This window comes from Limosilactobacillus panis DSM 6035, assembly GCF_001435935.1.
Lineage (GTDB): Bacteria > Bacillota > Bacilli > Lactobacillales > Lactobacillaceae > Limosilactobacillus > Limosilactobacillus panis.
The window spans coordinates 1-21,791 of record NZ_AZGM01000059.1 but is presented as its reverse complement, the minus strand read 5'-3'; the positions used below and the strand labels follow the sequence as shown (position 1 = coordinate 21,791).

The following is a 21,791-nucleotide window of genomic DNA, read 5'->3' as shown; positions in this document are numbered from 1 at the left end:
AAAAAGCCAATAACCACACGCCTTTGGCGTGATTATTAGCTTTCAAGTTTCAGTTACAATATTTCCCGGGTAATAATTTATGGTTTGGAGTTACTGAAGATCCTTTTCTAACTGCCCCTTCAGAATAACCGCTTGGTTGTGGGCCTCGTCCTTGGCGCCAAATAGGAGGATGATATTCTTATCGGCGTGGGCAGTGATAACCTCTTTCAGAATATCGTAGGCCACGTTGTCCTTTAACTCGGCAAGGTAGCGGTCCTTGAATTCATCATACTTGGCGGGGTCGTGGCCGAACCACTTCCGGAGGTCATTACTGGGGCCCACTTCCTTAAGCCAATAATCCAGGTGGGCATTTACCTTTGACATGCCACGGGGCCAGAGCCGGTCAACCAGGATCCGGCACCCGTCCATGTCTGCTGGTTTATGGTAGATTCGTTCGACTTTGATCATAATTTGCTAATCCCCTTTGATTATGTGGTACCTTTAGGATAGTCCAAATGAGGAGGAATTCAATTTTGCTGTCTGCGTATCAAAATTTTTTTACTGGCCGGCCAACGACCGCAATTGCCCGTGACCTCTTGGGAAAACTGGTGCGTTACCAGGGACCAGACGGGGTAACGGCTGGCTATATTGTCGAGTGCGAAGCCTACCTGGGCGAAAATGACTCCGCCTCCCACGCCTTTAACGGCCGGCGGACATCCTATTCAGAGTCACTCTATGGGCAGCCCGGTAATATTTACCTCTACCAGATTCGGGCCCACTACTGCTTCGACATCGTGGTTCAAGATGCAGAGGAACCCCAGGGTGTTTTGTTGCGGGGGATGGAACCCGCTCAGGGCCAGGGGTTGATGGTAAAGCACCGGGGAATGACCGGCTTCAACATTAGTAATGGTCCCGCCAAGCTGGTGCAGGCCCTGGGAATCCACTCACGACAACTTGATGGGCAGCCGATGGAAGGTAACCGACTGTCGGTGGACCTCAACCATTTTAAAATTCCCCGGGAAATAACTGCTGGCCCCAGAGTCGGGGTTAACCTGGCGGGCAAAGACGGTAAAAAGCCTTGGCGCTTTTACGTTGCGGGTAACCCATACGTTTCGGGACTGCGAAAGCGTGAAATGGACCTTGAAAAGCACGGTTGGAGGGATTAGATGGCACTAACATACCAACAATTACTGACGGTCGTTCCGCTGGTAATACGGGCGGGAAACGTTCCGAACATTGTCGGGGACGCGGGAATTGGCAAGTCCGCCCTTGTAAATGAGGTTGCTCAAAAGATGGGCGCGGCCCTCTTTACAACGGTGGTTAGCCTGAGTGAGAAGGGGGATCTCGCAATTCCAGTACCCCCACTCACTAGCGACTCATTTGTGGAAACCGCCAACTATGGGCGGCTCGCCAATGTCCAATTTGGTTATTCAGCGACCCTCGTCCAAATCATTAAGCATGCTGAAGCAAAGCCTGACCAGCCAATCATCTGGTTCCTCGATGAATTTAACCGGGGGAGTCAGGCCGTCCAGAGTGAACTCATGAACCTGGTCCTTCAGCGACAGATTAACGCCCTCCGTTTGCCTGACCAGGTTCACATCGTGATTGCCGAAAATCCGGATAGTAGCATGGCGGGCTTTAGTGACCGGGAATACGATGTTGCCGTAGGGGATGCCGCAATCAGGGACCGGACCGTCCGCCTGGTCATGACAACGTCGACTGACGAATGGCTAAAATGGGCCCGGCAGCGGGGACTTAACCAGCTAGTGATAAACTACCTTCGCGCCTACCCAACCCGGCTCAGTATCATTGACCCGGAAAGTGAGAACCTGCAGCCAACACCGCGGGCCTGGGAACGGGTAGCAAGGAACCTCGACCAGCTCCAAAAGCTCCCTTCCAGCAGTCAGCAGGAACTGGCAGCCGACCTTTTTAGTGGGGACCTTGGGGTGGAAGTCGGCACCTCCTTTGCTGAGTTTGTCCTGGCCCAGGGGAACGAACTCACCCTTGAAAAACTGCGGGCTTCATCAGCGGGGGCGGCAAAGTTTGCCCAAGCTGATGAGGCCACCAAGCTCAACCTCCTTCGTGACTGGTTGAAAAAAGATGCATTGTCGTTGGCCACCGAAACGGGGGCGGCACAATTTAACAACTTACTAGCGAAGGTTAGCCCCGATGGTCAGGTCGCCATTACCCATTCCGTGGGGGAAAAGGGTGACCGCCTCCTGGAAAAAATGTACCAGGTTGCCAAGCAACAACTGACCGGCCAGGTTGCCGCCCTCTACCAGCGGCTCGCGCAAATCGCGACCCGGGAGGACCGGCACTAATGGCCTGGTGGCATAAAATATTTAAGAAGCGCACAACAGAGAAAAGCCCCAACCAAGCAGACCGGTTAAACCACTTGGTAGCACAGGCCCTCCACCATCACCGCTTCTTGGGTGAGGTCCTGCTCCAAATTCCCCGTAAACTAACGTCAACTGAAGAGGGGACCGCCGGGTTGGCCTGGGATGGCGATCAACTCATCCTCCGCCTTAACCCCGCCCGCCTTGCCGAAATGCGGGATGATGATGCAGAACTACTGTTGGAGCATGAAGCCCTCCACGTGGTTTGGCAGCACCCGGCCCGTTACGCGAATTATCCGTATCCGGACTTGGCTAAGGTGGCCACCGATGTCGCTGTCAACCAGTACCTGCCGGCGACTCCGCAAAACACGGCCACTCTCGCCCAACTAGAGCGGGTCTTACGGCGGCGCCTCCCGCCTAAGCAGGATTCGCACGACTACCTGGTGATTTTGCAGAAATTAACACCCCCGGAGCAGGAACGCCTACAAGCGGCCGGCATTAAATTAACTGGTGACCAAACGGGGAAACAGTCTGCGCCCGGTAAAAAGCAGCCGGGTACGGATACCCATGCGGGATGGGGACGGACCGCTAACGTCGCTGGCAGCCGGCAAAGCGTGCGGCTGACCAAGCTCCGCCAGCTCGTTAAGCAGGCGTGGGCCCAGACGCCCCAACGTGACCGGGGGTTACTTCCGGGGAGTGTCCGCCAGGCTGTGGAAGCCGCGCCGGTAAAAGCCGCAACGCCCCTTTGGCAGACAATCCTTCGCCAACAGCTGGGCAACATTGCGGCGGGCAAACGGGCATCATCAGCCCGCTTTAATCGTCGCCAGCCCCTCCGGATGGACTTGCCCGGGCAGGTGAGTCGCTTAGTACCGGACATCTACATCTTCATTGATAATTCAGGGTCTGTGCCCACCAAGGAATTAGCCAGTGCCCTGGATGCGGTTGACCAGATGGCCCGTCACTACCAGCTGCAGGCAACGGTATATACCTTTGACGCCAAGGTCCACCCTGCTGGCCAGCGCTTACGGGCGGGTACTCACCTGAAACGGGAACGAAATGGTGGTGGGGGCACCAGCTTCCAGAGTATTTTTGACTTTTTACGGGCCCAGCACGTTTCCAAGCGAGCGGTGGTAGTGGTCATTACCGACGGTTGGGGTGAACAAACCCTCCGTGACCACCACTACCGTAACGTTGACTGGCTTTTAACCACCAAGCGTGACCAATTATCGGTCGCCGCCCCAGTGAACCGGGTTTTCGAACTAAGGACAGGAGGAAGATAAATGGCAAAGCAACTCTTAAAACCAGCGTTAATGAAGGCCGTGCTTATTCATGACCAGGATTATCAGCGGGCAGTGGGCCTCCTCAACGAGAATTGGGACCCAGATGACCAACCAATTTACCGAGATGTGTTGGAAGCGCGGGACATTACCTTTGCCCGACGACTCCAGCGGTCGGGACTGGTTCCCGGCAAAGTTGACCTGAGTGACTACCAGTCGGCTAACCAGTTGCTTGTCCGCCACCCCCAATGGTTTTCGGCAGGGAGTCGACAGGCCCTGCTGACCCCGTTCACGGATTGAGCATTAGGATTTGGCCGCGGTTACAAAAATAGTATAATAAGAAGCGTAAATCCCTTTGAAGGAGGAGAAGCCAAGGTGGCAATTAATAAGGAACTAATCAAGGATGACCTGTATGAGGCCGTTAACGGTGATTGGATCAAGGATGCCAAGATCCCTGACGATAAGCCGGCAACTGGTGGTTTTAACGACCTGGTAGACGGCATTGACAAGCAGATGATGGCGGACTTTGCGGCCTATGCAGACGGTAAGGAGAAGTCGGATGACGCCCGGTTCAACGAGATGATCAAGCTTTACCGGGTAGCGAAGAAGTTTAAGCTACGGAAAAAGGTGGGTCCTAAGCCGTTAAAACGGATGCTTTACAGTGTCGAAGGTCTGAACTCTTACGATGATTACCAGACCCAGTGGCGGAACTGGATCTTGATGGGGATGCCATCACCAGTCGCCTTTGACATCGACGCGGACATGAAGAACGCAACGGTATACGCCCTGTTCGCCGGCGCACCTTCGCTAATTCTGCCGGATAAGAGCTACTACGCGGAGGAAAAGAAGGAGCAGCATGACCAACTCCTGCAGCTTTGGTCGGGGATGGTCAAGGAACTGTTGACGAAGGTCGGTTACGACGACAAGACCGCCGATCAACACATTGCGAACGCCAAGGTATTTGATGCGTTACTGGCACCACACGTCAAGAGTGCCGAGGAGGCCGCTGACTACAGTAAGATGTACAACCCCCAGAGCCTTGCCGAACTGGCAGGGTCGACGGACCAACTCGACATCGCGGCCGTAATCAAGCAGCTGGTTAAGGCGACCCCTGACAAGGTGATTGTTATGGAACCGGCTTACTTCAAGGCCCTCGATGGAATCCTGAAGGACCACTTTGACCTCTTCAAGAGTTGGGCACTGATTAACGTTGTCCGGGCCAACGCCAGTTACCTGGACGATGAGATGCGGGAAATTAATGGTCGTTATAGCCGGGCCCTTTCCGGTAGTAAGAAGCCGGTCAGCCAGGAGAAGTTTGCTTACTACCTTGCCCGGGACATCTTTAGTCAGGTTGCGGGCGACTACTACGGGAAGAAGTACTTTGGACCACAGGCCAAGGCCGACGTCCACCACATGGTTGAACAGATGGTCAAGGTTTACAAGGGGCGGCTGGCAAATAATACCTGGTTAAGTAAGGCGACCCGGGAAAAGGCCATCTTGAAACTCGATAAGTTGGGAATCCAGGTTGGCTACCCAGACAAGATTCCGGCCCTGTATGATAAGCTGAAGGTTGATGAACAGGAATCCTTGATTGCCAACCTCAACCAACTGGCCGTGGTTGCTAGTAAGGAAATGTTTGCCCGCTGGAACAAACCAGTTGACCGGATGCGGTGGGAAATGAGTGCCGCTACGGTTAATGCCTACTACCACCCGTTTAAAAACATCATTGTTTTCCCAGCTGCCATCCTGCAAGCACCGTTCTACTCACTCAAGCAGACGAGCAGTCAAAATTACGGCGGTATCGGGGCCGTTATTGCTCACGAAATTTCTCACGCCTTTGACAATAATGGGGCCCTTTTCGATGAATATGGAAACCTTAATAACTGGTGGACCCCAGAGGATTCGGCCCACTTCAAGAAGCTGGCCCAGAAGATGATCGACGAGTTTGATGGCCTGCCGATTGCCGGCCAGCAGGTCAACGGGAAATTAACCGTTTCGGAAAACATTGCTGATGGTGGTGGCCTCTCCTGTGCACTCGAAGCTGCTAAGCAGGAAGATGACTTTAACGCCAAGGAATTTTTCATTAATTGGGCTACGATTTGGCGGATGAAGGCCACTCAGCAGTATGAACAGCTGCTCCTCTCAATTGATGTCCACGCCCCGCAAAAATTGCGGGCTAATGTTCAAGCCCAAAACCAGGCTGACTTCTACACTGCCTTTGATATTCAACCAGGTGACAAGATGTATAAGGCACCGGAAGACCGAGTCAACATTTGGTAATACTAAGAAACACCGGGGCTCAGGTTACGAGCATCCGGTGTTTTTATGTCGTCTAAAAAGTATAGCGTGACAATTCCGCTCGTTCCCGGTATTGTAATAGGCAAGAATTATTTCCCGGGAAATCAATTTGACTTGAGGAGGTAAGAGATGGAATTTGCCGTGAAGATTAAACATTATCGCCAACAGAACGATTGGACCCAACAGGTAGTGGCGGAAAAACTTGGTGTTTCCCGTAAGACCATTTCAAGTTGGGGAAACGGGCGCTCCTATCCCGATATTTTCATGCTGGTCCAGCTCAGTGACCTCAATCACGTTAGTTTGGATGACTTATTACGGGAGAATCACGAAATGATTGATAGTTACAAGCAGGAGCACGTTACCAATGCTAAGTATGACCGCACATTTACTATTTCGTATATAATTAATGTTGTTGCAAGCCTCTACTTTCTCTGCCGCTCGTTAGTCGGCACTGACTGGCTTAACCAGCTGCAACCAGGGTGGCGGATGCTTGCTGGCGCTTTAGTTGGCTTGATGTCAGTTAATATCTATTTCTTGTTGAGTAAGGTTGAGTGGAAGAAATTAAGTCGCTCCATCAAGATAGGGGCAGTAATGACTTTTATCGTTGTGCTGGCTCTTTTGACTAAGCTGGACACGGTGGCCCTTCCCAAGAGTGCTTATCAATTTGGGGTGGGGCTTGGTCATGGCTTTGTCATTGGACTATCAGCCCTCTCAATTGTCGAAACAATCTGGTTGTACCAGCAATTTAGGAAACGAAGGGATCATTAATGGTAAAGATTAAGGTTGTCGAAGGTGACATTACGAAGGTTAAGGCGGACGCCATCGTCAACGCCGCCAACACCACGTTAATGGGCGGCGGCGGTGTTGATGGTGCCATTCATCGGGCGGCTGGTCCAGCTCTCTATGCTGCCTGCGAAAAGTTCGGTGGCTGCCCAACCGGCGAGGCCCGCATCACCAGTGGCTTCAACTTGCCGGCTAAGTATATCATTCACACACCAGGACCGGTTTGGCATGGTGGCCAGCATGGTGAAGACCAGCTGCTGGCGAACTCCTACCGCAATAGCCTGGAGCAAGCCGACCAAACTGGCTGCCGCACCGTGGCTTTCCCGTCAATCAGTACGGGTGTCTACTCCTTCCCCCTTGCCCGGGCGGCTAAAATTGCCATCCAGACAATCCGGGAATTTTTACAAACTGCCCAGCAAGTCAATGAGGTGACGATGGTCTGTTTTGACCCCACCACGGCCCGGGCCTATCGGGCAGCACTGAAATAATAAAAAATGGGGACGCGAACTTTCATGAGCTCGCGTCCCCATTAATATATTCACATTAGTGAACAAATGAGGTAACAGCAGTAACTAAAACGAAGATAATTCCGGGGAAGTTAGCGATGATTACCGGCCAATCCTTCTTGTCCGGCTTTACCCAACCATAGATAACCCAAAGCAGGGCGTTAATGGAGGCAAAGAATGGTTGCACAGGAGATACCGGGTGACCGGTAAAGTTGGCGATAATTTGTTCAATGTAAGAAAAGTACATTACTAAGCAGGCAATGGTAGCGAAGTTCCCGGTGAACTTCCGTACCCGCTGCTTAACAGTTGGTTTTTGGCTATTCATAATAAAAAAGTCCTCTCAAGTATCGCGAGAAAAAGATGATGTCAACCGGTTGACACATCAAATAGCAAGCGCTAACATAGAAATCGTTAACAAAAGTATTCAATTCTGGAATTAGATTTTTTAAGTAAAGGAAAGAAGAGAGCAAACATGGCACATCTTTCATTTGATACACAAGGCTTAAAACAATTTGTTCACGACAACGAATTAGGTGAAATGCAGGCAATGGTTAACGCCGCTAACGACGAGCTCCGTAACGGGACCGGCGCCGGGGCAGACTTCCGTGACTGGCTCCATTTGCCAAGCGAATACGACAAGGACGAGTTCGCCCGGATCAAGGCCGCAGCCAAGAAGATTCAATCCGACTCCGACATCCTGGTTGTTATCGGGATTGGGGGTTCCTACCTCGGTGCCCAAATGGCTATCGACTTCTTGCACAACACCTTCTACCAGGCCCAAAGCGCCAAGGACCGCAAGTACCCACTAGTAATCTTTGGTGGTAACTCCTTAAGCTCAACTTACGTTCATGACCTTCTCCAGCTGATTGGCGACAAGGACTTCTCCGTCAACGTCGTTTCCAAGTCCGGGACGACGACGGAACCATCGATTGCCTTCCGGATCTTCAAGAAGAAGCTGATTGAAAAGTACGGCCAAAAAGAAGCCAACAAGCGGATCTACGCCACGACTGATAAGGCTAAGGGGGCTTTGAAGACCGAGGCTGACGCCAACGGCTACGAATCATTCGTCATTCCAGACGGGGTCGGTGGTCGTTATTCCGTCCTTTGCCCAGTGGGTCTTCTGCCAATCGCTGCATCCGGTGCCGATATTGACAAGCTGATGGAAGGGGCCGCTCAAGCCGAAAAAGACTACGTGGACCCGGACTTGAGTAAGAACGAAGCTTACCAATACGCGGCCTACCGGAACATCTTGTACCGCAAGGGTTACGAAACGGAACTGCTGGAAAACTACGAGCCGAACATGCGGATGTTTGCCGAATGGTGGAAGCAGCTGGCCGGGGAGTCTGAAGGTAAGGACCAGAAGGGGATTTACCCATCCAGTGCCAACTTCACGACCGACCTGCACTCCCTGGGTCAATACATCCAGGAAGGGCGGCGGTTCTTGATGGAGACCGTCGTCAAGCTGGACCAGCCCAACCATGACGTTGAAATCCCACAGGAAGACGACAACTTAGACGGGCTCAAGTACCTGGAGGGCAAGACGATGGACTTTGCCAACACGAAGGCCTACCAGGCGGTAGTGGCAGCCCACACTGCCGGTGGTGTCCCGGTCATGACGGTCCACATTCCGGAAGAAAACGAGTACAGCCTGGGCTACTTGATCTACTTCTTTGAAGTCGCAATGGGGATCTCCGGCTACTTGAACGGCATCAACCCGTTCAACCAGCCAGGGGTTGAAGCCTACAAGACCAACATGTTTGGCCTGCTGGGTAAGCCAGGCTACGAAGAAGTGGGCAAGAAGCTCCGGGCAGAGATGGACAAGAATAAGTAAACCAAGGAGGAACACAGAATGTTATTAGGCAGTATCGAAGCCGGCGGGACCAAGTTTGTGTGCGCGGTCGGCAACATTAATTACCAAATCCAAAACTCAATTCATATCCCAACCACGACCCCCGCAGAAACAATTCAAAAATGCATTGATTGGTTTGACCAGTATAAGGACGATCTTTCCGCAATCGGGATTGCTTCATTCGGCCCGATCGAGATTCGGAAGAGTTCGCCTAAGTACGGCTATATCACCAACACTCCCAAGAAGCACTGGAAGGATACTGACTTTGTCGGCCCGTTTAAGAAACACTTTGACATCCCAATTTACTGGACGACCGACGTCAACGGGTCTGCTTATGGTGAATATGTGCTGGCGACACTGTTTAATAAACGGATCAATTCTTTGGTTTACTATACTGTGGGCACAGGCTGTGGGGCCGGGGCTGTGATTGACGGCAACTTCGTCGGTGAACTCGGCCACCCCGAGATGGGTCACATTCGCTTGAAGCGGCACCCTGACGACCTCGACTTTAAGGGCATCTGTCCTTATCATGGTGATTGCCTTGAGGGCCTGGTTAGCGGGCCAACCTTTGAAGCACGAACTGGCAAGAAGGGACAGGATGTTCCTTTGACCGACCATGTTTGGGATATTATGGCTTACTATGTTGCCCAAGCGGCTCTCGACGCGACTTTGATGTTTCGGCCAGGCAAGCTGATCTTTGGCGGCGGGGTCGTCAGTGAACCGTTCCTTAAGAAGGTACGGCGCGAATTCACGAAACTACTGAACGGCTACGTGGACGTCGGTAACGTGGATGATTATATTAGCATGCCGCTGGCTAAGCACAATGGGTCGGCGACAATTGGCGACTTTGCCTTGGCATTGAAGGCAGCAACCGAATAATCACAGAAATTTTCCGGGAAACTAGAGGGTTGAAAAACTTTTTTAGTTTCTTTTTTTGTTGCGGGTAAAATTAAAAATTTCACGAGTGCTCCTGGATTTAGTTTAACGGAATAAAATAATCCTCGCACTGTGATTGGTCTACCTATATTTGACAATGCAGTAATTGAGATGTCACCAGTAAACTAAGATAGTGGTATAATATAACCGCTTTCAAAGCAAAGGACTACTAATTGGGCGGATGGACAGCCGAAATGGTTGCTAGCGTGAATAATTTCGCTAAATGTAAGCGCTTTACAACTATATGTCTACCGGTTATCATATAACCGTAAAGAGAAATAAACAGGTTAAATAACCGTAATAGCAAGTTTGGAGGACTACTTATGGAAAAGAGTCAAACTTTGGCAACTAAACTTGCGTTCTTGTCCGCATCATTCATGGTGACGAGCGCCTACGCAATTCAAAGCGCACTACCACAGATTAAGGCAGCACTGAATGTCACGCAGCCCCAGGTCGAATACTTAGTAACGACCCCGTCATTTGCGGTAATGTTTTTCGTTGTTCTTTCGCCACTGCTTCAGGATTGGTTCCACATTTCTGACAAGCACATTATTATGGCGGGGATTACCTTGGTCGGCATTGCTGGTTTGGTACCGGCGTTTGTCAACAATTACTGGGTTATTCTAGCTTCCCGGCTCGCACTGGGTGCTGGTTATGGTCTTTATAATTCACAGGCGATCTCATTGATTTCCGTTTGGTATGAGGGACACGAACGAACTAGCATGCAAGGCTGGCGTTCCGCCTTTGAGCAGATTGGCAATGCCTGCACGCTGACGATCTCTAGCCTGCTTTTGATTTATGCCGGCTGGCACGCCGCCTTCTTAGTATATGGTTTGGCGTTTGCGGTGATGGCATTCTTCGCATGGCGGGTCCCAAATGATACGCACAGCACTGCCAGCGACAAGGATGACCAGCAGAGTAGCCAGGAAACAATTTCCCCAATGACTAACCAGCCAGTAACCAAAATCAGTCCGTTGATTATCGCTATCCTGTTGTTTGTATTGCTGATCAAGATGGACTTCATCGGTATGGAAGACCGCTTCCCAGGCTTGGCTGTGGCAATCAATGGTGCCAAGTTTACGGGAACGGGGACTTACCTTTCGCTAATGCTAATTGGCGCAACGCTGGGTGGTGCTAGCTACGGGACCTTGCAAAAGCATTTCGGCTATCTTGGGACGATTTACATCGGCTTGGTTCTGCTGGCAATCGCCAACTTCCTGTTTGGCTTTGGCGGTAGCAACTTTGCCGTGATTGCGGCCGGGATCCTGCTGGTTGGTTTCCCAATGCAGGTTTTGACCCCGTTGATTTTCAACATTTTGCCATTTATGGCACCGATGCGTCTGCAAACAAAGATTACTTCGTTTATCCTGATCGGCTTCAACTTTGGGGCGTTCTTCTCCCCAACCGCTGATGCCTGGTTCAACCGAATTCTCGGTCAAGAGCTGAGCGGCTTTGGACTGGCAGCACCGTTCCGGATTTACGGGGTAATGATGCTGGTGATTGCCGGCTTGATTTTCTTCGGCAAACACCTGTACCAATTGCATATTGCATATGGACAGCGAGGGCACTGGTAAAGTTGTTGCCAGTCGCGTCTCAGCTAAGAGATAGGCTAGGCCCTCAATTAGCGGCTGTGTTGTGTTAGGCAGCCGCGGCAACTCTAGATAGCAAAAAAATTAACAGCGCTGGTCTCCAGCGTTCGGGAAGAGCCGAACACTGGAGACCTTTTTGCTACGTGTCAATAGGAGAATCGATTGGTATTGGCGATACTCTCTGACCAATTCACAAACGTCCAAGGAAGAATGCTATAATATTTAAATAAATCAACTTAGAAAGTGGGAAAAAACATGAATATTGTTTGGGATTGGGACCTGATCCGCCGAATTATTGAAGTGTTGTGGGCAATCAACATTGCCTTTGCCATCTGGACCGTTTTCCGGACCCGCCGGGACATTGCTTCCACCTGGGCCTGGCTATTAGTCTTGTCAGTTCTGCCGGTGGTCGGCTTTATCTTGTACCTGTTTGTTGGCCGGAAACTGTCCAGCGAAGATATTTTCAACATTCGGGCTGAAGAGAAAGCTTTCCGGGAACGCTTTTTGCAGCGTCAGAAGGCTCTGCTGAAAAAACACCAGCTCTTGCTCCAACACGGCAAGCTGGTCCGGGCCCGGCAGCTGGCCACCTTGGCGGCGAACCTGGACAATTCTTTGGTAACCTTTAACAACCGGGTCCGGTTATTTACCGACGGCGACCAGTTCTTCACCCAGCTGATCAAGGATTTTGACCAGGCACAGGGCCATATTTACGTAGAATTCTACACTTTCTACGCGGATGAACTCGGCAGCCGGGTATTGGCTGCCCTGGAACGGGCGGCTGGCCGCGGCGTGCACGTGAAGGTTCTATACGACCTCAGCGGGTCGCGCGGGACCACCTACCGCTTCTTTGCCCACTTGGAAGAGCTGGGTGGTGAGGCCCAGCCGTTCAACTCACGGTCAGATAAGCGGTTTACCACGCCCCGGCTGAATTATCACCTTCACCGCAAGCTGGTGGTAATCGACGGCCAAGTCGGCTATATCGGCGGCTTCAACATTGGCGACCAATACGTCAGCAAGGTGGCCAAGTTTGGCTACTGGCGGGATACCCACCTCCGGGTTGCCGGACAGGCCGCCCTGGCCATGGCAGGGCGCTTTGCCACCGACTGGAACACCACCTGCCGGAAACCGGTAAAACAAGGGTCAGCCTGGGTCAGCTCCTGGACAATTTTGCGGTGCAGCCGCCTAAAGACCCGAACAAAGAGGTGGCCATGCAGGTTGTGTCTTCCGGGCCGGATAATGATGACCTGGCGATCCGCCGGGCCTATGAGTCGATCATTTCATCGGCGCATAAGTATGTTTACATTCAGACGCCCTACCTGATCCCCGGTGAACCCATCTTGGAATCACTGGTGATTGCTGCCCGGGGCGGGGTCGACGTGCGGGTAATGATCCCCTGCATGCCGGACCACCCGTTTGTCTACCGGGCAACGGAATACTATGCCAAGTACCTGGTTAACAATGGGGTGAGGGTTTATAAGTATGACAAGGGCTTTCTCCACGCCAAGACGATGGTCAGCGGCAATAACCTGGCATCGGTTGGGTCTGCCAACCAGGATTACCGCAGCTACCAGCTGAACTGGGAAGCAAACGCCTTCTGCTACAATGAGGGGCTGACGGCTCAGTTGAAGAAAGTATTTGAAGATGACATTCAAGATTGCACCGAATTAACGCCGGAATACTTTGCCCGGCAGTCAAACTGGCGTAAGTTCAAGCAATACTTCTCCCGCTTGCTATCACCAGTACTATAAATTAAGAAGGAAGTGAGGAGTTAGCGCCCCGCACTTCCTTTTTGTTTTCTAATTTTAGGTGAGCTTGTGAATCTAATGAATAACTAAAATATCTTTTCACAAAGATCACAGTTCTGTTAATCAGCTACAGCATATGTGTTTATGAGCTATCGAGTAAAATGATTGTGAAATTCTAGAAAACGTTTATAATGTGAAGCGTGGGGATGCAAAGTACAGAAAGCAAAGAAAGGTGGATATATAAAATGGCTTATCGAACAGTTAACCCTTATACCAATGAAGTTGAACATGAATATCCGCAAGCAACGAATGAAGAAGTTGAAAAAACGTTGGCCGCAGCTCATGCCCTCTACCTCAAGTGGCGTGATGGTAGCGAACTAGCTAAACGGAAGCAGATCATTACCCGTTTGGGTGAACTCCTTCGCGACAAGAAACACGCGATGGGTGAACTAATTACCCGTGATATGGGGAAGCTGATTGGTGAAGCGGAAGGTGAAGTTGAGCTGTGTGCATCCTTCTGTGACTACTATGTCCAAAAGGCGGACCAGTTTCTGGCGCCGATGCCAATCTATACCGACTCGGGTAATGCCTATGTCCTGCACCAGGCAACCGGCGTTTTGATGGCGGTTGAGCCGTGGAACTTCCCGTTTTACCAAATCGCCCGGGTCTTTATCCCGAACTTTTTAGCCGGGAACCCGATGATCTTAAAGGATGCCTCCAACTGTCCAACATCAGCCCAAGCATTTGCGGACCTTGTTAAGGAAGCCGGTGCGCCGGTCGGTAGCTTGACCAACCTCTTTGTTGATTACGACCAGGTCGGGGCAATCATTGCTGATAAGCGGGTTCAAGGTGTCTGCCTGACGGGTTCTGAACGTGGTGGCCAGGCGGTCGCAACGGAAGCCGCTAAGAACCTCAAGAAGAGTACGATGGAACTGGGGGGTAACGATGCCTTTATCGTCCTTCCGGATGCGGACATTGATAAGTTGGCGGCAATTATTCCTGCTGCCCGTCTCTACAACGCTGGCCAGGTATGTACCTCTTCCAAGCGCTTTATCGTCCCGGATAACCTTTACGATGAATTCCTGAAGTGCGCTAAGGAAATCTTTAGCAGCGTTAAGATGGGGAACCCAATGGACCCAAGCACGACCCTGGCCCCAATGAATTCTAAGAAAGCAAAGGAAAAGCTTGAAAAGCAGGTTGCCTTAGCCGTCGAAAACGGGGCGAAGGTAGTTTATGGGAACCAACCCGTTGACAACCTTGATGGCCAGTTCTTCATGCCAACAATTTTGACTGACATTCGTCGTGACAACCCAATCTTTGACCAAGAGATGTTTGGTCCGGTAATGTCTGTCTACAAGTATCATGACGTTGCCGAGGCAATCGACCTTGCCAATGACTCAAGTTACGGCTTAGGAAACACGGTCTTTGGTAAGAATGTTTCTGAGGCACGGAAGGTCGCAGCCCAGATCGATACGGGGATGACCTGGATCAACGCTGGGTGGGCATCACTTCCAGAACTGCCATTTGGTGGTGTTAAGCACTCTGGCTATGGCCGCGAGTTAGCCGAACAGGGCTTCAAGTCCTTCATTAACGACCACCTGGTATATGAACCAGAAGAATAATTAACTTGAAATAAGTAACACAAAAGGACGGGGAATTTCCCAGTCCTTTTGTGTTACTTATCAATAATTTGATGATAGGTACGGGTAGTTAATCCGTATATTACTAAGTAGAGGAGTAAGAGGGCAACCGTAATGATTACCGCGATGGCGACCATCAATGTGAGGCTGTAGAAGTTTAATTGGGTCATGATCTGCTTAATGGCGGGGAAGGCGAAAGCAAAGTTAATGATGGCCCCAATGATTGGCAACATGAACACCATCAGGACCTGACTGTGAATGCTCTTAGTGGTTTCGCGTTCACTTAATCCAACTTCCTGCATCGTGGTAAACCGCTGCTTGTCCGCGTACCCTTCGGAAATCTGCTTGAAGTAGATAACAATTGTGGTGGTGATTCCCAGCGCAATACTGATTAGGATCCCGATAAAGACGAGGCCGCCATAAAGACCGTTGAGGAGCGAAAAGATGGTGGCGTACCCCGAAAACTGGAGGCTTGATAAGTGGAGCTTTTGCTGCAGGGCGGTTTCAAAGGCAATCCGTTTCTTGGCGTTACCGTTTAAGTGGTAGTTCAGGGTGGTAACGGTCATTGTCGGCATCCCCTTAGGAAGCTTGTTCACGACCATGAAGATTGGTGAAAAGATGGCATGGTCAGGGTTAAAGGCAAAATTAAGCTTCTTCAATGCCGTTACCCGATAGCTCTTCCCGCCGACTACCAGCCTGCCTGTATGCTTTTTACCCGGTGCATATATTAGGGCCTGGTTCCCCTTAAGCACCGTGTGGTGGTGGGTCAGCCGTTGGTAGGTTTTAGCAGTGACGAAGATCATGGAGTTCGACGTGGCCGTTGTCATGTTGTCGATGGTCCCTTGGTTAACGAAGGAGTGCCCACGCCAGTAGCCGACCTGGGGAGCCGTTGCTTCGTAATGGGTGAGGTCCGTGACGGTCGCGTGGTGCTGGCGGGCCGTGTCCTTAAGGACCTGTCCCTGGTGCTTCGTAAGTGGCTGGTTATTGACGATGGTGATGTCTTTAGGGGTGTACGAACGGGCGGTACTACTGATCCCACAGTAAAGGGTTACGGCGGTGAACAGGATGACGAGGACAGAGCTGCACAGCAGGCAGATAGTGGCCAGGGCAGCACCGTTTTGTTCCATCCGTTGCCGCATTCCCGAGACGGCGATAAAGTGCCGGGGCTGGTAATAGAAATTCCGCCGTTTCTTCAGCCAGTTCAGGAGGATTACGCTTCCCGCAATGAAAATGAGGTAGGTCCCAATAACGACCAGGATAACCGCAAGAAAGAAGTGGTTAATGGCGGTAATCTTTGGCTTGGTGGTGAGGGTGATGTAGTAGGCCCCGGCCAGGGTAACCAGACCGATCAGGCCCGCAATCGTGAACAACGGTCCGTGGTGCTTATGGGTGGCAGTCGCGCTGTTCCACAGGTCCGTGGGCTTGAGGTGGTGAATCTTCAGGAGGTCAACAAGCATCAAGACAACAAAGAAGGCAACAAAGATCATGACGGTCTGCAAAAGGGCCCCACTGCTGATCCATGACTGCCGGAGGTGTTGAACTTGCAAGAGCCGTCCCAGGCCGAGAAAGGCCAGCTTTTCAAAGATAATCCCACCGATCAAGCCGCCGACAAGGCTGAAGAACAGCAGGTAGGCCTTTTCCAAAACAGTAAGCAGGTCGAGGTTCCTACTAGTCATCCCCAGCATGCTGTACAGGCCGATCTCCCGGCTCCGTTGCTGCCACAGGAAGTGGTTGACGTAAAGGAGAAAGGCAGCCGTCACCATCAGGATAAAGGCGGCCCCTGGTTTCATCATGGCGGTGGTTACCTTTCCCGTGCTGAGCGCTTTCAGGCTATGGTTAGCAGCGATTGCGGTAAAAATGTAGTTGATAGCGACCAACATGCAGGTCGCCAGTAGGTAGGGGCTGTACGTCCGCAGGTTGCGTTTGAAACTGGAGTTAATTAAGCGAATAAACAGCATTATCACTCACCACCATTCGTGAGGGTCATCATTGTGTTACTAATTTGTACTTGGTAGTCCTTCATCGATAGGTCGCCGCGAAAGAGTTCGTGGAAAATGCGGCCATCCTTAATGAAGAGGGTCCGCTTGGCGTGACTTGCCGCGGCGGCACTGTGGGTGACCATGATGATGGTTTGGCCGTTGGCGTTAACGTCATCGAAGAGGTCCAAGATTTCCTGGCTGGTGTTTGAATCGAGGGCCCCGGTTGGTTCGTCGGCGAGGAGGACGTCGGGTTGGGTGATCAATGCCCGAGCAATAGCAATTCGTTGCTGTTGGCCCCCAGACACCTCGCTGGGGTAGCGGTCAATGATTTTCGCAATCCGCAGGCGACTAACTAGTGGCTTGATTCGCCGGTCCATTTCATCGGGCGCGACCCTAGCTAAAACCAGGGGGAGGTAGACGTTATCACGGTTGCTCAGGCTGTCCAACAGGTTAAAGTGCTGGAAGACGAAACCGAGGTGCTGGCGCCGATAGCGGGCGGCTTCGTCCTTACTCAGGGCACTAAGATCCTGGCCGTTAAGTGCCGCACTTCCGTTGGTAGCGTTATCTAGAGTGGCAATAATGTTCAGTAGGGTACTTTTTCCGGCGCCAGATTCGCCCATGATGGCAACGAATTCTCCATCTTGAACGGTAAAGCTGACGTCTTTTAAGGCCGCTACCGGGTGACTGGAATTAGCTTCAAAAATTTTTTGGACGTGGTCAAGTTTTAAGAGGACCATGTTAAACATCCCTTTCCTGTATTTGAATTCTTGATACTTTAATTATAAAAAGGTCCTGCCCAGCTTCCTACTTACAGGAGTGTGCAGAACCTTACAGTTTTGTAAGAATTGATTCTAATGGACTAGTTTATGGGGAAAGGTAAGCTGGGCGACAGTCTGATAGGGTCCCGGTGAAAATACCCGTACCTGGAGGTTTAATCGTTCCGTCACCTGTTTAACAAAGTAGAGCCCCATCCCGGTGGATCTGGCCATATGGTGGCCGTTATGACCAGTAAAGCCGTTGTCAAAGATCCGTGGTAGGTCTGCACTGGGGATGGCGGGGCCAGTGTTCGTGATTACGAGGGTGCCGTCTTGCCAGGTGATTTTGATGGTGGTTGCCGGGGTTGCATACTTAATGGCGTTGGTCAGTAGCTGATTGATACAAAAGTGGAGCTACTTCTGGTCGGTCATGACTTGGACTGGGGAGATACTGATCTTAGGAATGAGCTGCTTGGCGATAAACAGCTGCCCGTTTTGCCGAATCACTTCGTTGACCGTCTTACTAAGATTTAACCATTTAAGGTCGAGGTCCGACTTATCCATTGCCAGTCGCTCACCGCTGAGGATGTTAAGGTAATAATCAGCCTGGTGGACATTCGTCTTGACCTGGGTACTTGAAACGGCTGGCTGACTTTCGGCTGCCGCCTGCAACAGAGCCAGGGAATTCTTAATCTCATGGGAGAAGAGGTCCAGTTGGTCCAATTGTTCCTGTTGCTTGTGCCGGAGGTGTTGAACGAGCTTACGGTGGTGTTCCTGTTCATTAGTTAGGGCACGCACGAGGGCTTGTTTTAGCGGATTAGCTGGTGAGACTAGTTCCTGTCTGCCGACGCGTTGCTGCCGGTGATGGGCCCGTATCACGGCGATAATCAACCAGATGATCAGGACCGGAAGGCTAAACTGGATGAAGTCGCCAATGATAATGGTAGGCAGTTGGTACAGGTAACACAGGAGGGCCAAGAGAGCAGTTAACAATAGGTACGCCCACAAGAGGGGGAGTTGGGAGTGGAGCCACAGGCGGGCAAAGCTTTTTTTATTTATTACTGATCACCAGCCGATAGCCAACTCCTCGCTCTGTCCGGAGGGCCTGGTCGAGGCCGAGGGGCGCCAATTTACTCCGTAGGCGGCTGATATTGACGTTTAACGTATTATCGTTAAGGTACTTACCGCTTTGCCAAAGCCATTCCAGAAGCTGGTCCTTGGTAACGGTCTGGTTGTGGTGGTGGATGAGTACCTGGAGAAGGGCACCTTCCGTGGGGGTTAACTGGGCCTGCCCCTGGTCGTTGTTAAGCTGGTTGGTAAGGGCGTTGAAGTGGTTATTTGCCCAGACCATTTGGTCACTGCTCTGCTGAGTCCGCCGCAACAGGGCCTGAATCTTGGCAAGCAGGACGGTCATTGAGAAGGGCTTCATAATGTAGTCGTCTGCGCCCGCGGCAATGGCGTGCATGACATTACTGTCAATGTCTGCAGCGGAAATAACGATAATGGGGACCCGGGTATGTTTACGGACCTCCTGCATCCAGTAAAAGCCGTCGAAGGTGGGCAGGGTGATATCAAAAAGAACCAGGGCCGGGTGGGCTGCCGTGACCTCGCCAGCGACGTTTCCCCAGTCGGTGACGGTTTGGACGTCGTACTGCCACTTCCTAAGTTCTTCTTGGACAGTCTTGATCATCGCGGGGTTGTCTTCAACCATAAAAATACGGGCCATCAAAGGTTCCTCCCTTCAGCTATTGGCATTTTACCATATTGCAACGCGTATAAGAATTCGGTATTTTTGAATACTTATGCGGTTATAATGCATAAATATGTGGATTTAAAAATAAAAAACGACTATACTTAATGCAAAGTTACACGAATCACATGATGAACGGAGGAAAAATAATGGATAGTTCGATTTTAAGCAAAGCATACCAAAAGCCTAGTACAAATATCTTGGCGGACGTTTGCGCAATGGCTGCTAAGATGGATAACGTCATTGACTTATCTGTCGGCGACCCGAATTTTACTACCCCCCAACCAATTATTGAGGCGGCCTTTGAAAAGACCAAGGCGGGGATGACGCACTATACCGCCGCTGAAGGCCTTTCTGAACTCCGTCAGGCAATCTGTGATTTCTACCAAGATAAGTACCAACTAAAGTTTAATTTAAACCAGGTTCTGGTGACGGTCGGGGCCGAACACGCCCTGTTTATTGCTCTCGAAGCCCTGCTGGATCCCGGTGATGAAGTTATCATTCCCCAGCCGAGCTTTTCTCCTTACATTGACCAGGTTAAGCTGGCCAATGGGACTCCGGTAACGGTCGATGGTAAAGCGGCCGTCGGCTACAAGATTGAAGCTGCGGAAATCGCCAAGAAGATTACGCCTAAGACAAAGGCCATCATTATCAACACGCCGAACAACCCGACCGGTAATGTGATGACAGCGGCTGAGGAGCAGGCACTTGCCGACCTGGCAATCAAGAACGACCTGCTGATTTTCAGTGACGAAATCTATTCCGACTACGTAATGCCGGGCAAGACGTTCACGCCACTAGCTAAGTTCGCGCCTGATAACACGGTAACGATTAGTGGGATGTCAAAGAGCTTTGCCATGACCGGTTGGCGGATTGGCTACCTGATTGGACCAAACTGGTTAGTGACAACGGCCAACGATGTCAATGACGCAGTGACCTTTACGACCCCAACGATGTCACAAGAAGGGGCCTTATACGGCCTTCAGCATCACGACGAACTGGTCGCCCCAATTGTTGAAGCCTTTCAAAAACGGCTAACATACTTGCAGACTGAGCTACCCAAGATTGATTGGTTAGACGTTAGTCCCGTTGAGGGAAGTATCTACGTTTTCGCTGATATTCGGGCAACAGGGCTAAACTCCGTTGACTTTGCCGACCAGCTGCTAAAGAAGGCGGGGATCCTGGTTGTGCCCGGCTTGGCATTTGGTAAGTCGGGTGAGGGCTTTGTTCGGATTGCCGCAACCCAACCGTTAACGGTTTTAAAGGAAGCCGTTGCGAAGATGCAGAAGTTGACCTGGTAAGGAGGTACATGATGAAAATTTTAATGTATGCGGTATTGGAACCGGAGAAGAAGTATATTAAGCAGTGGTCAGAGGAAAACGGGGTCGAAGTTAAGTGCGTTGACGAGCGCCTCAACAAGGACACCGTAAAGTGGGCCAAGGGCTTCGATGGAATCGATTTTCAGCAAACCCAACCCTTAGAGCCAGAGGTTTACCAGGCCCTTCACGAATACGGGATTAAGCAGCTGACGGCACGAATGGTTGGCTATGACATGATTGACTTTGACCTGGCGAAGAAGTATGACTTGATTGTCACTAACGTCCCTGCCTATTCGCCACGGGCAATTGCTGAAATGGGCCTAACCCAGGCCCTCCGCCTTGTCAGAAAACTCGGTTACTACGACCAGCGGATGGACAAGCTTGACTTCCGCTGGGCCGGTCTGGAGAGTACGGAGATTTATAACCTGACGGTAGGCATTATCGGTGCCGGTCACATCGGTGGGGCCACTGCCCAACTGTACTCTGCACTAGGGGCCAAGGTAATTGCAACCGACCCGATTCACCGGGTTGAGCTAAGTCCTTACTTAGAGTACACGGACCAGGATACCCTCCTAAAGACGGCCGACATTGTCACGGTCCACACCCCGTTGAATGACAGTACGACGAACCTCTTCAACGCCGCCACCTTTAAGAAGATGAAGTCAACTGCCTACCTGATCAACATGGCCCGGGGTGGCATCGTTAACGCCAACGACCTGATTGCGGCACTGCAGGCGAAGGAAATTGCCGGGGCCGCCCTAGATACCCTGGCGGACGAGGGGCAGTTCTTTGAAAAACAGGCAACGGCGGATGAGATTCCAGAGGACTACAAGGCCCTGCGTGCCATGCCGAACGTCCTGATTTCCCCCCACAGCGCCTTCTACACCGACACGGCAATGAAGAACATGGTGGCCATGGGCCTGGACGATGTGGTAGCGATTGTCAACGGCAAGCGTCCCCAGTTTGAGGTTTATGGAAAGTAATTTAGGAGAAACAAAGGGGTTGTGACAAAAAGCCTCTGAATCAGAAGCTCCATTCGGAATTTAACAA

20 protein-coding genes and 1 pseudogene are annotated in these 21,791 nt (G+C 51.3%); 14 read left to right on the top strand and 7 right to left on the bottom strand.

From position 1 onward, the window contains the following. Window positions 1-90 precede the first annotated feature (90 nt). Window positions 91-447, bottom strand: a complete 357-nt coding sequence (locus tag FD32_RS04255) for a DUF488 domain-containing protein (RefSeq protein ID WP_047767802.1) — start codon at window positions 445-447, stop codon at window positions 91-93. A 65-nt stretch (window positions 448-512) separates the two neighbouring features. On the opposite strand from FD32_RS04255, the gene FD32_RS04250 reads away from it, so the two are divergent. The 7 genes from FD32_RS04250 to FD32_RS04220 all read left to right on the top strand — a co-directional run bounded on the left by FD32_RS04250 (window position 513) and on the right by FD32_RS04220 (window position 7,161). Then, complete coding sequence (locus FD32_RS04250; protein WP_047767799.1) at window positions 513-1,145, top strand: DNA-3-methyladenine glycosylase; 633 nt, start codon at window positions 513-515, stop codon at window positions 1,143-1,145. Further along, the gene (locus FD32_RS04245; RefSeq protein WP_047767797.1) at window positions 1,146-2,300 is read left to right on the top strand and encodes an AAA family ATPase; all 1,155 of its coding nucleotides are present in this window, start codon (window positions 1,146-1,148) and stop codon (window positions 2,298-2,300) included. After that, window positions 2,300-3,595 (top strand): vWA domain-containing protein, encoded by a 1,296-nt coding sequence (locus FD32_RS04240; RefSeq protein WP_047767795.1) that lies wholly within the window; start codon window positions 2,300-2,302, stop codon window positions 3,593-3,595. Before FD32_RS04245 ends, FD32_RS04240 begins: the two co-directional genes overlap by 1 nt. After that, entirely contained in the window at window positions 3,596-3,892 is a 297-nt protein-coding gene (locus tag FD32_RS04235) for a hypothetical protein (protein ID WP_047767793.1), read from the top strand. 75 nt (window positions 3,893-3,967) lie between these two features. Continuing rightward, window positions 3,968-5,872 (top strand): M13 family metallopeptidase, encoded by a 1,905-nt coding sequence (locus tag FD32_RS04230; protein WP_047767791.1) that lies wholly within the window; start codon window positions 3,968-3,970, stop codon window positions 5,870-5,872. Between the two features lie 147 nt (window positions 5,873-6,019). Then, a complete protein-coding gene (locus FD32_RS04225) occupies window positions 6,020-6,658 on the top strand; it encodes a helix-turn-helix domain-containing protein (RefSeq protein ID WP_056962118.1) in 639 nt (212 codons plus the stop codon). Next, entirely contained in the window at window positions 6,658-7,161 is a 504-nt protein-coding gene (locus tag FD32_RS04220; RefSeq protein ID WP_047767786.1) for an O-acetyl-ADP-ribose deacetylase, read from the top strand. Before FD32_RS04225 ends, FD32_RS04220 begins: the two co-directional genes overlap by 1 nt. A gap of 55 nt (window positions 7,162-7,216) precedes the next feature. On the opposite strand, the gene FD32_RS04215 is transcribed toward FD32_RS04220, so the two are convergent. After that, a complete protein-coding gene (locus tag FD32_RS04215) occupies window positions 7,217-7,504 on the bottom strand; it encodes a SemiSWEET family transporter (protein WP_047767784.1) in 288 nt (95 codons plus the stop codon). Between the two features lie 147 nt (window positions 7,505-7,651). On the opposite strand from FD32_RS04215, the gene FD32_RS04210 reads away from it, so the two are divergent. The 5 genes and pseudogenes from FD32_RS04210 to FD32_RS04190 all read left to right on the top strand — a co-directional run bounded on the left by FD32_RS04210 (window position 7,652) and on the right by FD32_RS04190 (window position 14,920). Beyond that, window positions 7,652-9,010, top strand: coding sequence for a glucose-6-phosphate isomerase (locus FD32_RS04210; protein WP_047767782.1), 1,359 nt, complete (start codon window positions 7,652-7,654; stop codon window positions 9,008-9,010). 18 nt (window positions 9,011-9,028) lie between these two features. Then, a complete protein-coding gene (gene scrK, locus FD32_RS04205) occupies window positions 9,029-9,907 on the top strand; it encodes a fructokinase ScrK (protein ID WP_047767780.1) in 879 nt (292 codons plus the stop codon). A gap of 380 nt (window positions 9,908-10,287) precedes the next feature. Further along, the gene (locus tag FD32_RS04200; protein ID WP_047767777.1) at window positions 10,288-11,538 is read left to right on the top strand and encodes an MFS transporter; all 1,251 of its coding nucleotides are present in this window, start codon (window positions 10,288-10,290) and stop codon (window positions 11,536-11,538) included. 270 nt (window positions 11,539-11,808) lie between these two features. Next, window positions 11,809-13,301, top strand: a pseudogene (gene cls, locus FD32_RS04195) (cardiolipin synthase). Window positions 13,302-13,543: 242 nt separating this feature from the next. Then, window positions 13,544-14,920, top strand: a complete 1,377-nt coding sequence (locus FD32_RS04190; protein ID WP_047767775.1) for an NAD-dependent succinate-semialdehyde dehydrogenase — start codon at window positions 13,544-13,546, stop codon at window positions 14,918-14,920. 53 nt (window positions 14,921-14,973) lie between these two features. Here FD32_RS04190 and FD32_RS04185 read toward each other — a convergent pair whose 3' ends face one another. The 5 genes from FD32_RS04185 to FD32_RS04170 form a co-directional block, all read right to left on the bottom strand. Further along, window positions 14,974-16,896, bottom strand: a complete 1,923-nt coding sequence (locus FD32_RS04185; protein WP_056962117.1) for an FtsX-like permease family protein — start codon at window positions 16,894-16,896, stop codon at window positions 14,974-14,976. A gap of 2 nt (window positions 16,897-16,898) precedes the next feature. Continuing rightward, window positions 16,899-17,654: an ABC transporter ATP-binding protein gene (locus FD32_RS04180; protein WP_047767771.1), complete on the bottom strand. Its 756-nt coding sequence runs from the start codon at window positions 17,652-17,654 to the stop codon at window positions 16,899-16,901. A gap of 114 nt (window positions 17,655-17,768) precedes the next feature. After that, the gene (locus FD32_RS10225; protein ID WP_268872413.1) at window positions 17,769-18,074 is read right to left on the bottom strand and encodes an ATP-binding protein; all 306 of its coding nucleotides are present in this window, start codon (window positions 18,072-18,074) and stop codon (window positions 17,769-17,771) included. 12 nt (window positions 18,075-18,086) lie between these two features. After that, on the bottom strand, window positions 18,087-18,665 hold the full coding sequence (locus tag FD32_RS10220) for a hypothetical protein (protein ID WP_235803757.1): 579 nt from the start codon (window positions 18,663-18,665) through the stop codon (window positions 18,087-18,089). 58 nt (window positions 18,666-18,723) lie between these two features. Then, complete coding sequence (locus FD32_RS04170) at window positions 18,724-19,398, bottom strand: response regulator transcription factor (protein ID WP_047767769.1); 675 nt, start codon at window positions 19,396-19,398, stop codon at window positions 18,724-18,726. 173 nt (window positions 19,399-19,571) lie between these two features. On the opposite strand from FD32_RS04170, the gene FD32_RS04165 reads away from it, so the two are divergent. Further along, window positions 19,572-20,723, top strand: coding sequence for an aminotransferase class I/II-fold pyridoxal phosphate-dependent enzyme (locus FD32_RS04165; protein ID WP_047767766.1), 1,152 nt, complete (start codon window positions 19,572-19,574; stop codon window positions 20,721-20,723). Between the two features lie 11 nt (window positions 20,724-20,734). Then, window positions 20,735-21,724 (top strand): D-2-hydroxyacid dehydrogenase, encoded by a 990-nt coding sequence (locus FD32_RS04160; protein ID WP_047767764.1) that lies wholly within the window; start codon window positions 20,735-20,737, stop codon window positions 21,722-21,724. Window positions 21,725-21,791: the final 67 nt, after the last annotated feature.

Bases quoted from the DNA above. Each gene is read 5' to 3' on its own strand.
- FD32_RS04160 (WP_047767764.1), top strand. From the start codon at position 20,735: ATGAAAATTTTAATGTATGCGGTATTGGAACCGGAGAAGAAGTATATT.
- FD32_RS04165 (WP_047767766.1), top strand. From the start codon at position 19,572: ATGGATAGTTCGATTTTAAGCAAAGCATACCAAAAGCCTAGTACAAAT.
- FD32_RS04225 (WP_056962118.1), top strand. From the start codon at position 6,020: ATGGAATTTGCCGTGAAGATTAAACATTATCGCCAACAGAACGATTGG.
- FD32_RS04210 (WP_047767782.1), top strand. From the start codon at position 7,652: ATGGCACATCTTTCATTTGATACACAAGGCTTAAAACAATTTGTTCAC.
- FD32_RS04220 (WP_047767786.1), top strand. From the start codon at position 6,658: ATGGTAAAGATTAAGGTTGTCGAAGGTGACATTACGAAGGTTAAGGCG.
- FD32_RS04170 (WP_047767769.1), bottom strand. From the start codon at position 19,398: ATGGCCCGTATTTTTATGGTTGAAGACAACCCCGCGATGATCAAGACT.
- FD32_RS04255 (WP_047767802.1), bottom strand. From the start codon at position 447: ATGATCAAAGTCGAACGAATCTACCATAAACCAGCAGACATGGACGGG.
- FD32_RS04200 (WP_047767777.1), top strand. From the start codon at position 10,288: ATGGAAAAGAGTCAAACTTTGGCAACTAAACTTGCGTTCTTGTCCGCA.
- FD32_RS04180 (WP_047767771.1), bottom strand. From the start codon at position 17,654: ATGGTCCTCTTAAAACTTGACCACGTCCAAAAAATTTTTGAAGCTAAT.
- FD32_RS04235 (WP_047767793.1), top strand. From the start codon at position 3,596: ATGGCAAAGCAACTCTTAAAACCAGCGTTAATGAAGGCCGTGCTTATT.
- scrK (WP_047767780.1), top strand. From the start codon at position 9,029: ATGTTATTAGGCAGTATCGAAGCCGGCGGGACCAAGTTTGTGTGCGCG.
- FD32_RS04190 (WP_047767775.1), top strand. From the start codon at position 13,544: ATGGCTTATCGAACAGTTAACCCTTATACCAATGAAGTTGAACATGAA.
- FD32_RS04185 (WP_056962117.1), bottom strand. From the start codon at position 16,896: ATGCTGTTTATTCGCTTAATTAACTCCAGTTTCAAACGCAACCTGCGG.
- FD32_RS04245 (WP_047767797.1), top strand. From the start codon at position 1,146: ATGGCACTAACATACCAACAATTACTGACGGTCGTTCCGCTGGTAATA.
- FD32_RS04240 (WP_047767795.1), top strand. From the start codon at position 2,300: ATGGCCTGGTGGCATAAAATATTTAAGAAGCGCACAACAGAGAAAAGC.
- FD32_RS04215 (WP_047767784.1), bottom strand. From the start codon at position 7,504: ATGAATAGCCAAAAACCAACTGTTAAGCAGCGGGTACGGAAGTTCACC.